This is a genomic window from Mediterraneibacter massiliensis, assembly GCF_001487105.1.
GTDB lineage: Bacteria > Bacillota > Clostridia > Lachnospirales > Lachnospiraceae > Mediterraneibacter > Mediterraneibacter massiliensis.
This window is the reverse complement of sequence record NZ_LN912999.1, coordinates 77,393-90,373: the sequence shown is the minus strand read 5'-3', so window position 1 is coordinate 90,373 and position 12,981 is coordinate 77,393. Positions and strand designations below refer to the sequence as shown.

14 protein-coding genes are annotated in these 12,981 nt (G+C 42.4%); 1 reads left to right on the top strand and 13 read right to left on the bottom strand.

Features of this window, described 5'->3' with window-relative positions; genetic code table 11:
* Position 1: 1 nt before the first annotated feature.
* The 4 genes from BN3282_RS00435 to BN3282_RS00420 are packed head-to-tail and all read right to left on the bottom strand — an operon-like array spanning position 2 to position 2,538.
* Positions 2-424, bottom strand: coding sequence for a bacteriohemerythrin (locus BN3282_RS00435; protein ID WP_059066189.1), 423 nt, complete (start codon positions 422-424; stop codon positions 2-4).
* A gap of 12 nt (positions 425-436) precedes the next feature.
* Positions 437-1,273 (bottom strand): NAD(+) diphosphatase, encoded by an 837-nt coding sequence (nudC, locus tag BN3282_RS00430; protein ID WP_059066188.1) that lies wholly within the window; start codon positions 1,271-1,273, stop codon positions 437-439.
* Between the two features lie 11 nt (positions 1,274-1,284).
* Positions 1,285-1,785: a signal peptidase II gene (locus BN3282_RS00425; RefSeq protein ID WP_059066187.1), complete on the bottom strand. Its 501-nt coding sequence runs from the start codon at positions 1,783-1,785 to the stop codon at positions 1,285-1,287.
* Between the two features lie 39 nt (positions 1,786-1,824).
* Entirely contained in the window at positions 1,825-2,538 is a 714-nt protein-coding gene (locus BN3282_RS00420; protein ID WP_059066186.1) for a zinc ribbon domain-containing protein, read from the bottom strand.
* A gap of 224 nt (positions 2,539-2,762) precedes the next feature.
* On the opposite strand from BN3282_RS00420, the gene BN3282_RS00415 reads away from it, so the two are divergent.
* The gene (locus BN3282_RS00415; protein ID WP_059066185.1) at positions 2,763-4,469 is read left to right on the top strand and encodes a S8 family peptidase; all 1,707 of its coding nucleotides are present in this window, start codon (positions 2,763-2,765) and stop codon (positions 4,467-4,469) included.
* Between the two features lie 68 nt (positions 4,470-4,537).
* On the opposite strand, the gene BN3282_RS00410 is transcribed toward BN3282_RS00415, so the two are convergent.
* The 9 genes from BN3282_RS00410 to BN3282_RS14490 all read right to left on the bottom strand — a co-directional run bounded on the left by BN3282_RS00410 (position 4,538) and on the right by BN3282_RS14490 (position 12,906).
* Positions 4,538-6,121, bottom strand: a complete 1,584-nt coding sequence (locus BN3282_RS00410; RefSeq protein WP_059066184.1) for an ABC1 kinase family protein — start codon at positions 6,119-6,121, stop codon at positions 4,538-4,540.
* Positions 6,118-6,462, bottom strand: a complete 345-nt coding sequence (locus BN3282_RS00405; RefSeq protein ID WP_059066183.1) for a phasin family protein — start codon at positions 6,460-6,462, stop codon at positions 6,118-6,120. Before BN3282_RS00405 ends, BN3282_RS00410 begins: the two co-directional genes overlap by 4 nt.
* Positions 6,463-6,510: 48 nt before the next feature.
* Complete coding sequence (locus BN3282_RS00400; protein WP_059066182.1) at positions 6,511-6,888, bottom strand: diacylglycerol kinase family protein; 378 nt, start codon at positions 6,886-6,888, stop codon at positions 6,511-6,513.
* Between the two features lie 112 nt (positions 6,889-7,000).
* The gene (locus BN3282_RS00395) at positions 7,001-8,281 is read right to left on the bottom strand and encodes a cation:proton antiporter (protein ID WP_059066181.1); all 1,281 of its coding nucleotides are present in this window, start codon (positions 8,279-8,281) and stop codon (positions 7,001-7,003) included.
* A gap of 874 nt (positions 8,282-9,155) precedes the next feature.
* Complete coding sequence (ptsP, locus tag BN3282_RS00390; protein ID WP_059066180.1) at positions 9,156-10,772, bottom strand: phosphoenolpyruvate--protein phosphotransferase; 1,617 nt, start codon at positions 10,770-10,772, stop codon at positions 9,156-9,158.
* Positions 10,773-10,817: 45 nt separating this feature from the next.
* Entirely contained in the window at positions 10,818-10,943 is a 126-nt protein-coding gene (locus BN3282_RS15370) for a hypothetical protein (protein WP_278308702.1), read from the bottom strand.
* Entirely contained in the window at positions 10,936-11,649 is a 714-nt protein-coding gene (locus BN3282_RS00385) for an HAD family hydrolase (protein WP_059066179.1), read from the bottom strand. The genes BN3282_RS15370 and BN3282_RS00385 overlap by 8 nt, the downstream gene beginning before the upstream one ends.
* A 215-nt stretch (positions 11,650-11,864) precedes the next feature.
* Positions 11,865-12,308: a DUF2752 domain-containing protein gene (locus BN3282_RS00380; protein WP_059066178.1), complete on the bottom strand. Its 444-nt coding sequence runs from the start codon at positions 12,306-12,308 to the stop codon at positions 11,865-11,867.
* Position 12,309: 1 nt separating this feature from the next.
* Positions 12,310-12,906: a CD225/dispanin family protein gene (locus BN3282_RS14490; RefSeq protein ID WP_082667406.1), complete on the bottom strand. Its 597-nt coding sequence runs from the start codon at positions 12,904-12,906 to the stop codon at positions 12,310-12,312.
* Positions 12,907-12,981: the final 75 nt, after the last annotated feature.

Genomic DNA, 12,981 nt, shown 5'->3' with positions numbered 1-12,981 from the left:
TTTACAGTCTCTCACTGCTTGCGTTCATGAACTTATATTCCGCTACAGAACGGTCAAAACCTTTAATATGTCTATACAGCCACTCGATCACATTTTTGTTTACCTGCTCCACAAAAGCATCTGACGGTCCTTCTTCTTCCTCCAGCATGCTATAGAGATCTTTTACGACATTTCTGAGTTTGTCGTGTTCCTTCTTATGCTCAGCAATAGCAGGATATTTTATAGACTCCTGAAGTTTTTCTTCTTCCCCAAAATGAAACTCCGTATAATCTGCAAGATAATCCAATGTCTTTACTGCCACCAGCTTATCCTTGCTTGTCTCACAGCTATCCAGAAGTTTATTGATCTTATCGATCAGTTCCTTGTGCTGTGCGTCGATCATCTCATTTCCTGTTACCAAACTTTCATCAAATTCCGCTCTCATACATCTTACCTCCTACACTTCTCCATTTTTAAATTTCATGATCATTTCATTTGTCAGACTGTCCCTGGAACTTTTTACCGGAATATCCTCCCGCTCAAACCATTCTGCCAGAGCCAGTTCCTCTTTGTCAAGAGTAATCTGGTTTTCTCCGTCCAGATCACAATAAAAACCCATCAGCAGCGTGTCTGTAAAAGACCAGGGCTGACTTTTATAATACCGGATATTCTTGACTTTAAGCCCTACTTCCTCCATGACTTCACGCTTCACTGTTTCTTCCACAGTCTCTCCTATTTCGGTATATCCTGCTAAAAGTGCATACTTTTTAAATGCTCTGTCTGCATACTTTGATAAAAGGAGTTTATTTCCATCCGTCACGCCGATGATCACCGCAGGACAGATCTTCGGGAACTCCATATTATGACATTCTTCGCAGAACAACATTCTTTCTTTTCCATCCATTTTCATGGTATGCCCACATCTCCCACAATACTTATGAGACTGATACCAGTTAAAAAGCTGATATCCAGTAATTCCGGCAAAGGCACGAAACTGCGGCTCTGCCATTCTAAAAACTTCTGTATTTTCAAGCGTAAATTCTGACAGACGTTCCCTGTTTATCTCATTTACAAGATAGTACCGTTCTTCATCGATCGTAAACAAATATATGTAATCCTGATATATTTCTTCATTCAAACGCTCCAGATCCCGAAATCTCGGAAATATAATACCCTCCTGCGTTTTTTTGAGCAATATCCCATGCCCCTCATAGTAAAGCGCAATACTATCTTTCTCCGGAGGCTGCGGCCTGTATTGGTTATCGTATATATGCGGTGAAATATCCTGTATCATGTATCCCTCTCCTATTCTCTTTCTGTTTTATTATACCGCATGGGCTCTAAAATACAAGTACCAGAAAACAATACTGTAAGAATGCTGCCCGCAAAGATAAATAGGTCTGCAAAATTACATGTTATTTTTCGAATTTTTGTATGTTTGCTTTCTACAGCCACATAATCTACCACATGTCCCCGCACACACCTGTCCAGCGTGTTGCTCCACGCCCCTCCAGTCAGAAGAACCAGTCCGGCTTTTTCCAAGAAATTCCTTTCCCTGCCAGAAATCCATATCTGGCGCAAAGACAGGATAATAGAAAGGAACAAAGAAAGTACGCGTACAAGTCCCGGATATTTATCCAAAAGATTCATACAGGCCCCTTCATTGTATACCTTCCTTATGATCACTTTACTGCCCAGCTTTTTTTCTTCCTTACCTTTTATCTTTTTTTCTGTATAGAATTTTGCTGTCTGATCTGCCAGCAGCAGCAAGCCTGCCGCGCCTATACTTTTTATTCTTCCCGTCATCTACAGCCTCCTGTCTGAGCGGCCAATTTCCTCTCGCTTTTATTCTTCTGCCTTTTTTTCCGTTTTCCCGGCAATATCAGCTGCTTTATCCGCCACCTTTTCTACCATGTCCGCAACTTTCTCTGCCGCCTTGTGTGTCATATCTGCGGTCTTCTCTGCTGCTTTATCCGCCATATCTGCTGTTTTGTGCACTGCTTTATCTGCTATATCCGCTGTTTTGTGCACTGCTTTATCTGCTGCGTCCGCTGTCTTACGCACCACTTTTTCTACCGTATCCGTAGTCTTCTGCGAAGCCTGATCTATCGCATCTGCTGTTTTGTTCGCCGCTTTTTCTACTGCGTCCGCCGCTTTATGCCCTGTCTGTTTTTCCATATCTTGTGCCTCCTCTGTCTTTTCTGCTTTTGCTCCACAATATGGACAAAAGGCTATTTCCTTCTCTACCATTTTGCCGCATGTATGACATTTCATAGTTCCACGGACTTTTGCCATTTTATGATGATATTCCCTTATACTTCCTTCCCGGCTTTTGATTGCTTCACAATAACCGGCAGCCGCCTCATCAGTTGCCGTGTTTTCCTGATAAAGTCTATATATTCTTTTTCCAATCTCTGCGAAATCTTTTTCATTTTCCCGTTCCAGTGAACGAATCTGATTTTTCAGGCGCTGTATCTCTACCGCTTCCCCCGCTTTATTTGTCACTGCTTCTGCCGTTTCGCCTATCCGTTTAGTTAAATCTTCAAAAAATTCTTTCATTCTGCCTTCTCCCTTCATTTGAACTTTTCAAGACTCGCCTCAAGTGAGCCTGCGCATAGGATACTGTCCTGCCTGCCGCCATCTAAGACGGAAGACCCTCACCTGATATACATTATACCCCACTATACGCTGACTTCAACCATATCATTTCTGAATTTACACTTTTATAATATTTTTCCCTTTTCTGCATATATTATCACAAAGTTATTTACAAAGGAGTTTCCATGGCAAATGAAACGAAATGCAAAGAGTGGATTCTTTCTGAAGAATACCGAGATTTCATTATAAATGATAACCGCACTGCCTTTTTAGAAAATATTGCGCAAGATCCGACCTGCGAACAATCTGCAGGTTTTAACTATCGTTGTGTTTATCTTCCCAAACTACAGGCCGGCTCTCTAAACAGCAAACAATTTTCTTATAATTCCATTCCCAAATGCTATGCCCCGCTTAGTATGGATACATTAAATCAGGCCGGTATCCTTTCCATACAGAATTATCCCACTTTGCAGTTGAAAGGAAAGGGGATCTTAATTGGTTTTATAGACAGTGGCATCGATTATACTAATACCGTATTTAGAAACCTGGATGGTTCTACTCGTATCGCAGCAATCTGGGATCAGACGATACAGACCGGCATCCCTCCGAACGGTTTTTTATATGGCTCTGAATACACAAAAGATTCTATTAATAAAGCGCTCGCTTCAAATGCTTCCGCCTCACTCGTTCCTACAAAAGATGAAACCGGACACGGTACATTTATCGCCAGCCTTGCTGCCGGCTCCGCAGTTCCTTCCAGACAGTTTTTGGGCGCTGCTCCTGAATCTACAATCGCTGTGGTAAAGTTAAAGCCCGCCAAGAAATACCTAAAAGAATATTATTATATCCCGGAAGACACTGTTTGTTACCAAGAAACAGACATTCTGCTTGCTCTGCGCTACTTAAATGATCTGGCTGCTTCTCTGGATATGCCGCTCGTTCTGTGTATTGCACTTGGTACCAGCATGGGCGGACATATTGGCTCGCTTCCGTTTTCTTCCCTGCTCGAACATTACAGCAGTTCGTCCAATTGGATCCCCGTCATAGGCGTAGGAAATGAAGCAGATAAAAGACATCACTATTCTAATGAAATCCTCGACAATGCAGATACAAAAACAGTAGAAATACGAGTCGGAGAGAACGTATCCGGCTTCACCATGGAGCTTTGGACCGAGATTCCCAATCTCCTGTCCATCTCCCTTATCTCTCCCTCAGGCGAAACTACCTCTACGGTCCCTGCCAGAATAAATGATATAACAGAATTTCATTTTCTCTTTGAAAACACTGCCGTAACGATCGATTATCGTATTCTCGTGGAACAAACAAACTCTGAACTTGTAGCTTTTCGGTTTACAGCACCGGCCCCCGGTATCTGGAAACTGATCGTCAAACCGCTGCGCATAATAGACGGACGCTTTCACATATGGCTGCCTCTTACGGAATTTCTGTCCGGCGAAGTATATTTTCTGGAACCGGATCCCTACTATACATTGACAAATCCGGCCAATACGGTAAAACCTGTGATTGTTTCCTATTATAATGGCAGCACCAATGGCATTGCCTTATCTTCCGGCAGAGGATATACCCGCTCTGATCTTGTCAGTCCTAGTATCACCGCCCCCGGCATTGAAGTGGAAGGCGCCCTGCCCGGCGGTAATTTTACAGTACGCTCCGGTTCCAGCATTGCTACAGCTATCACTGCCGGTTCCGCCGCCCTTCTCTTAGAATGGATCCTGTTCCATCTTGGGAATCCTAGCATAGATTCCTATCAAATAAAAAATCTTATGATACTCGGCGCTGTCCGCCCTTCGAGCATGGAGTATCCAAACCGCGAGTGGGGATATGGACAGTTAAACCTGTTTAATTCTCTGGATGAAATGCGCCGTCTATAAGAACATGTACCGACAGGCGTACCACAATAAAAGGGGAGACACCACATTCTCCCCTTCTGCCTGTTTCCTTATTTTTTTGAAAATAAATGCTTCACAAATACATACATCACGATCACAAACGCAATCAAATACCCAAAAGCTCCGATCGCAGGGATCCCCCATATCTTAGGAGACATATCCGTCGTACAGATGATACTGGAACTGATCAGCAAGGCCATCACCCACAGTCCCATAACGATATTTCTTACTAAACGCCGCAAAAGTTCTGACAGTTCAGAGGATACATGGAGATCCAAATTGATCCTTGTCTGCCCTTTTAAATATCCACGCAGTATATCCGCCAATAAAGAAGGAATGTCTACCGCCTTTTGCAATGATCTATACAGGCTTCTCCCCCCACTTTTCAGTTCTTTTTTCAGATCCAGATTTTTGAAAAAACTGCCTGCTATTCTAGCAGATGCGATATCCACCATATTGATTTCCGGAGCTATATCTGCCAAAACTCCTTCCATGTGTGTCATACTTCTCGCAAGCATCGTCAAACCATGCGGCATCTTAATCTTATTTTCTTTCATGACCTCCATCAGATCCGTCATTACAGCCGCAATATCAATATTTCCCATGTCCATGCTGCCATATTTCAAAAGCAGTCCGTCTATATCTTCATGTAATTTGCTCTGATCCGGTTTTTCTTTAAATTCTCCCAGAGCCAGAACCGCTTCTTGGATCAATTCTACTTCATGCAGCGCTACGCCTCGCACTGCCTTGCCTATCATTTCTCTGTCATGTTCGGTAAGCCTGCCCATCATCCCCATATCGATCCAAATGATTTTTCCCTCTCTGATCTTTACATTTCCGGAATGAGGGTCTGCATGAAAGAAGCCATCCTCCATGACCTGCTTGATAAAATTATCGACAAGCTTTGTGCCGATCTCCTTTAGATCATATCCTTCTTCCAGAAGCTTCTCCTTGTCATCTATACCACATCCATCTATATATTCCATGACAAGCACATAAGAAGTTGTATATTCCTGATACAGTCTTGGGCTTCCCACAAAAGCGATGTCTTTATTTTTCTTTGCAAACTCTTCCATATTGGAAGCTTCTTTGAGAAAATTCATCTCTTCACGCGTCACTGCCCATAATTCATCCAAGACCATATCCAGATCGGCAAGTCCCTTCACACTGACTGGAGGTATCAATTTTACCGCCTTGTGCAAAAGAGCAATGTCTCTCGCCATCTTCTCATAAATCCCCTGCCTTTGTATCTTCACTACAACATCTTTGCCTGATTTTAAAACCGCCTTATGCACCTGCGCGATCGATGCCGAACCAAGCGGTTTTTCTTCAATGTGCAAAAATACTTTCTGCCAGGGGATCCCATAGGATTTTTCCAGTATCTCTGTGACCTCATCAAAAGACATAGGTGTCACTTCTGCGCGAAGCCTTGTCAGTTCCTCACAATATTCTTTGGGCAGAATGTCAGAATGCATGGACATGATCTGTCCTATCTTTATAAAGGTAGGACCCAGGTCTTCTAAAATAAGACGCAGCTTCACAGGCGTTATGCCGCCTGTGATCCCGTGCTTTCTAAGTACAGCGGTAATTTCTTTAAGTCTGGAGGAATACATACCTGTTCCTTGTTTATTCATTCACTTTTTTCCTGTTCTTCTACACTTTTAGCAGTTTGCTCCCCACTTTCTCTTTGCCGGAGTCTTTCCTTTAATGCAGTAAGCTGTTCCGGTGTCATGCTGTCAAGAAGTTCCTCTATTTCTTCTGAAGAAGACGTTCTTGCAGGTGCATTTTTCTTTTCCTGCATCGTTTTCTTCATATTATGTTTCAATTCTTCATTGAGTACTTTTCCCTGCTCTACTGTCAATTCTCCCTTTTTCACCATTTCATCCAGCAGATCTTTTGATTTTTCAGCTGTCACTGCAACTGCCCCTATTCCTGCCAAAAAAATCTTTTTTACATTTTCACCTAATTTTTCCATGTCTTTCTCCTTTCTTAATTTACTTTGATCTTCTAAATATACATTTCCTTATATTTTCAAAAAGACTGCTAATTTCGGAATAAAAATAATTCCTCCGATCAGCGCTGCCATGATCGCCGCAATCAGCACACCGCCTGCCGCCGCATCCTTAGCAATCTTTGCCAGAGGTTTTCTTTCTTCTGTCACAAGGTCTACCACTGCCTCCACCGCTGTATTCACCAATTCCAGAGCCAAGATCAGACCAAACAGCAACAGACATATACACCATTCCGTCACAGAAATCTGAAAAAGTGTTCCTGCAAGTGTGACTAAAATTGCTGCGACACAGTGTATTTTCATATTGCGCTCTTTTGCAATACAGAAAAAGAGCCCTTCAAACGCATAGCCAAAACTCTGATATAAAGGTGGTTTTTTCCTTTTTCTCATACGATTCACCTTCTCACATATTCTTATACGTATTTTAGCAAACATCCCTTAGAAAGTAAACAAGGGAGAGAAAGGACACCATATCTTTATCCCTTCTCTCCCTTGTTTCTATCTATCTCTTTTCATATTCCTCTCCACGGATCTCCGCAGCATTTTCATAGTAACTTGTAACACGTTCACTATCCGGCACTACTTGTTCCGGTACCGATGCCGTACCTGGCCCAAATACAATCTTCAAAAGAATCGGCGTAACAATCGTTGTAATCACCACTACAATGATCACAGGTCCCAAAAACTCTGGACTCATAAGTCCCATAGAATCTCCCTTGCTTGCTACGATCAAGGCAACCTCGCCACGTGATATCATACCAACACCAATTCTCTTCACTTGATAATTTTTATACCCACATAATTTTGCTCCGATCCCGCAGCCAATTACTTTTGTCAATACCGCTACGATCGTAAGCGCAACTGCAAACCCGATGATCGCGCCTGACATTTTAGGCAGCACGACTTTCAGACCTATACTCGCAAAAAATACCGGTGATAAAAGGAGATAAGAAAGAATATCAAATTTCCTCTCCAAATAGTTGGCGCGGCGCACATTTGATATGATCAGCCCTGCAATAAACGCGCCTGTAATATCAGCAACTCCAAAAACTTCTTCTGCTATATATGCCATAAGCAGACAAAATACAAATGCTACGATCGTATGTCTGTGCAACTCCTTCTTTGCATCATCCACCCATTTCCTATATAACTTATAGAATAAAAACCCTACAATGCCGGAGAAAGCAAAGAATCCCACAATTTTCAGAAGCACAACTGTCAGGCTTACACTTGCGTCAGCCATGCTCGTTACGATCGTCAGTGCAATGATGCCAAGAATATCGTCTATGATAGCAGCTCCCAATATGGCGTTTCCTGAACGGGTCTTAAGTTTGCCAAGTTCTTTTAATGTTTCTACCGTAATACTAACAGAGGTTGCCGTCAAAATAACACCAATAAATATATTTTGGAGAAAAATACTTCCCTTCGCCGTAGACTCGATCATATCCGGTCTGTTGAAAAACCATGCTACTCCAAAGCCTCCCAATAGAGGAACAATAACCCCGCAAAGCGCTATCACAAAGGATGCTTTCCCACTTGCCTTAAGTTCCTTAATATCTGTCTCCATCCCAGCGCTGAACATTAAAATGATCACGCCAATCTCAGCCACTGACTTAATAAACGAAGTTTCCGTAAGGACACCAAAACCTGCCGGACCCAGAACGAGCCCTGCAAGAAGCGCGCCTACTACCTGTGGCATCTGCACACGCCGCGTCAAAATCCCCAGGAATTTCGTACATAGCAAAATGATTGCCAAATCCAACAAATAACTATAACTGCTCATTTTTATTCCTCACTCTTTCTGTCTAATTTATTTCAAACAGTAATAAGAATACTCCATAAATATAACTTTTTCAAGTTTTATTGAGTAAACTTAACATATTTTAAACAGAGGAATATAAATTTAACTGACGAACTGCCTTATAGAGAAAGAGTAAAATTTATTATAGAAGGTACGCAAAGAAACACTATGTCAGAACACAGGACAGGACCCGCTTTACCTCATCCGTTCGAGTGATTCTAAGCACAGAACATCGACGTGTCCATTGGAACACGCAGATGTACTGCGCTAAGAACCAGGCGAACTGTATTCGGAACGCTCCTGTCAATGCCCTGCTTATCTGACATAGTGGTTCTTCGCTGTCTCTTCCAATCAGAAGTTTCACTCCACTATCAGAAGGTAGATTCCTCAATTAAATTTCAGAAAAAAAGACGACTTCACGTTGTTGTACATCTCCAATCGGAAGAGAATAGATACTTCTGCTTGGAAGTTTGTAGCAGCGTGAAGTCGATTTTTTAAAACAGGAACATGAACTTAAGCGGCGAAAGTGTATGCATGAAATGTGCACTCATTCGAGCATACCGCAACACATGCCTTTCAGGCAGGCGTGCTATGCACGATAAAGTATGTTTTGCGTGAGCGAGGAATTTCGGTGCAACCCTGACGAGCGATGTAAAATACACATTTCATGCGCCCTTTTGTCGTTTGACTTCATATTTCTTTTGGATACTTCCGCAGTGTTAGCTCAATTCCGCCTCCGCTTCATTTCGCTATCGGCAGTCGCCGAATAAAAAGAAACAGCTCACACCCTGTTTACATGCAAGCATGATACAGGGTGTGAGCTGTTCTTTTCGCACTGCTTGTTGCTTCGTTAAATTTATATTTCTAAGCTTCTTACTTTATCCCTTACCGGCAGTACAAAGGTCGGGGATACGGAAAGTTCATCTACTCCCATCTTCAGGAATGTTTCTGTCAATTCCATGTCTGCGCCTAATTCGCCGCAAATTCCTACCCAAGCTCCGCCTTTATGTCCATTTTCAATTGTTTTTTGGATCATGCGCAGAACCGCCGGATGATGCGGATCATAAAAAGTATCCAGTTTTGGATTCTGCCTGTCTATTGCCAGTGTATACTGTGTCAGATCATTTGTACCGATGCTGAAGAAATCTACTTCTTCCGCCAATTCTTCACTGATCATGACAGAAGCCGGCGTCTCTATCATAACGCCGATCTCAATATCCTTATATGCCATCCCATGCATTTTTAATTCTGCTTTTACTTCCTCTAAGATCGCCTTTGCACGTTTCACTTCTTCCACAGAAATGATCATCGGGAACATAACAGATATATTTCCAAATGCACTTGCTCTTAAGATAGCTCTAAGCTGCGTTTTAAAAATTTCTTCTCTTGTCAGACAGATACGGATCGCCCTATATCCAAGCGCAGGATTTTCTTCTTTTTCTAAATTAAAATAGCCTACTTGTTTATCTGCTCCGATATCCAAAGTACGAATGATCACTTTCTTTCCTGCCATATTTTCTGCAACTGTCTTATAGGCAAGAAACTGTTCATTCTCTGTCGGGAAATCTTCTGACTCCAGATACAGGAATTCACTGCGGAATAATCCAATCCCCTCTGCATCATTCATAAGTGCCGCCGCTGTATCTGAGACACTGCCTATATTTGCATAAAGATGGATTTTCTTTCCGCCTTTCGTGACCGTCTCTTTTCCTTTCATTTCCTTGAGAAGTTCCTGTTTTTTCAGTTCTTCCTGCTGGATCGCCTTTGCTTTATTTAAGTATTCCTCATCTGGATCTATCGTCACGGTTCCTTCATATCCATCAATCACGGCCATTTTCCCGTTCCAGTCTTTCTGGATATCCACTTCAATCAAAGCGGGGATATTCATTGTCCTCGCAAGGATCGCTGTATGAGAATTTGCAGAACCGTATCGTGTCACAAAACCAAGCAGCTTTGATTTATCCATCTGCACTGTCTCGCTTGGCGCCAGATCGTCTGCAACAAGAATCACCGGTTCCTCCATTTCTGTCACATCCTGTCCATTTCCGCTCAACACATTGACAATGCGCTCAGAAATATCTTTCACATCCGCTGCTCTTGCCTTCATATATTCATCATCCATAGCCGCAAACATTGCCGCAAAGTTATCTCCGGTCACAGCTGTAGCATATTCTGCACATGTCTCCTGCGTCCGGATGATATTATAAACAGAATCCAGATAATCGCCATCATCCATCATCATCATATGCACTTCAAAAATTGCCGCTTCTGTCTCCCCGACCTCACGCTGTGCTTTCTCGAACAAACGCTGCAACTGCTCTTTTGCAGTCTCACGCGCACTGTCAAAACGTTTAACCTCTGCTTCTACGTCTTCTACCTTTTCCCTTTTCACAGCAGTCTGATTCTTTTCGTAATAAAAAATCTTGCCGATAGCCATTTTTTTAAATATTGATTTGCCTGTATACTGTTCCATACTTTTTTCCTCCCTTCAGGCCGCCAAATTTTACTGTGTGTCCTCTTATGCCAGATACTGAACAGCTCTTTTTACTGTATGCCGCTCTGCTGCTATAATAAGCTGCTTTCCTCCTTTCTCTTTCCCTGCATAACGATTTTTCAGTCTGCTTTTTATTTTTCTTTTATACAATTTGGATATTTCCAACTTTTATCTCTTTACCATATATACACGCTTCATATGAATCGAAGCAATTCATCTGCTCTTTTTGAAAAGGAGCGGAATATTTACTGTAACAGGCTGCATACATCCCGGCTTTTTCTGCGCCCGCTATATCTTTGTCAGGGTTATCCCCTATAAACAAACATTCTTCTGGCTTTACCTTTGCTTTTTCCAAACAAAGTTTGAAAATCTCCTGTCCTGGCTTGTCCTGGCCGGCTTCCTCACTTGTGATAAAACAGTCAAAATACGGCGCAAGCCCCAGCCTTTCCACTTTTTTATTCTGGATATAAGAAGTCATATCTGAACCAATGCCCGTATAGATTCCCTTTTCTTTCAGCAATCCTAAAAACTTTTCCACCCCAGGTTCTGCACAGGCATGTTCCAAAACATCGTTCCAATATATCGTATACATCTCCGTTGCATATGGATAGATCGGTTTTTTCAAAATCTCCAATGCATTTTGAAAACGTATCTGCCTATTATGAAAAGATGGGTGTGAAAATCCTAATCTGCCGCCTATTTGCTTCTGAGCCATACAAATCGCTTCTTGTAAATCTTCCCGAACAACCTCCAGTTTCTCCACTGCATATCTTTCTACCTTTTCCATTGCATGCCTGCTGCATTGTGTAAAGGCAAATAAGGTATCATCCACATCAAAAAACACTGCTTTTATCATATACTTCTTTCCCTCTATTCATACGTCCTGACAGTACCCAAAGAACTATTTCTATTCTAGCATATTTTCTTTCAGCTTGGTACATAAATTTACGTTCTGCATATACTCATCCGAACCCGCCGCAATACATCCCTTTCAAACAGGTAGATTTTTCCTATAGCAATGCATATAAAAACACCAATACCGCCTCTTTGACGGCATTGATGTTCCTCTTTTTAAATCCCCTTTAAAATTCCTCCCGGTGCTAAAAGTGTAAATGGAAATACCGGCAGATTACGTACTATACCATAAACAACTACTATGATAAGCACGGCAACTAACAGCTTGACAGATATTCGGGAGTCTATATGGTTTTCTCCTGTAAGCATCCAATCCACAAACCTGGCTGCAATATACAAGGCCAGAAATGGAAGCAAGACCAGCAGAAGGGGATTATACGCAAACGCCTCATAGATCCGTCCATGGAGCAACGCATAACAAGCTCTTCCGGCTCCACATCCAGGGCAGTACAAACCTGTCAGCATATGTATCACACAAGGAATCGGATACACGATCGGATTATGATAGAATAAATATATACACCCCGCAAGCACTGCTACAGCTATCGCCATAACTGCCGATATGCGTGCTGTCCTTGACTTTCTGAACAATTCCTTCATTTTAATAGTAATATGCCGCACTCACACCGATCACTACAAAATATATAACCATTAAAATCCACAATACAACGCCCACAATTGCTGATACGATGATCCATATTTTAGATTTCTTCGCTGCATCTTTTGCTTCTGCCATATTACCTGCTGTTACAGCGCTGTTTATCTTTGCGGCAAATACGATTGCCACGATACCAAACGGTGTACAGCACAAAATCGTACTAAGAATAGACAACACTAAATACGGCACCCAATTTACTGGCGGTTCCTGCATATATTCCTGCTGTACCGGCGGAACATTATACACCGGCGGCGGAGTTTGCTGCGCCTGATATGCTGTCTCCCGCGGCTGTTCCATCCCCTGATAGGCAGCTGCTTGTGGCTGCTCATTGTGCATTGCTGTTTCCGGTGCCGGATTCCCCGCAGCCGGTTCTGCCTGCACTTCCGGCGCTGAAGTTTCCGCAGACGATTCTGCCTGCACTTCCGGTGCCGGAGTTTCCGCAGACGATTCTGCCTGTGCCGGTTTTATCTGCTGTGCGCCGCAATATGGACAAAACTTTGTATCATCTGGTATCTCCTTATAACAATTAATACAATTCATAATTTCTACCTCACTCTCTTGTTTTTTCATTATATGTATTTATCAATAATACCATTCTACCAAGAAAATAGTTAC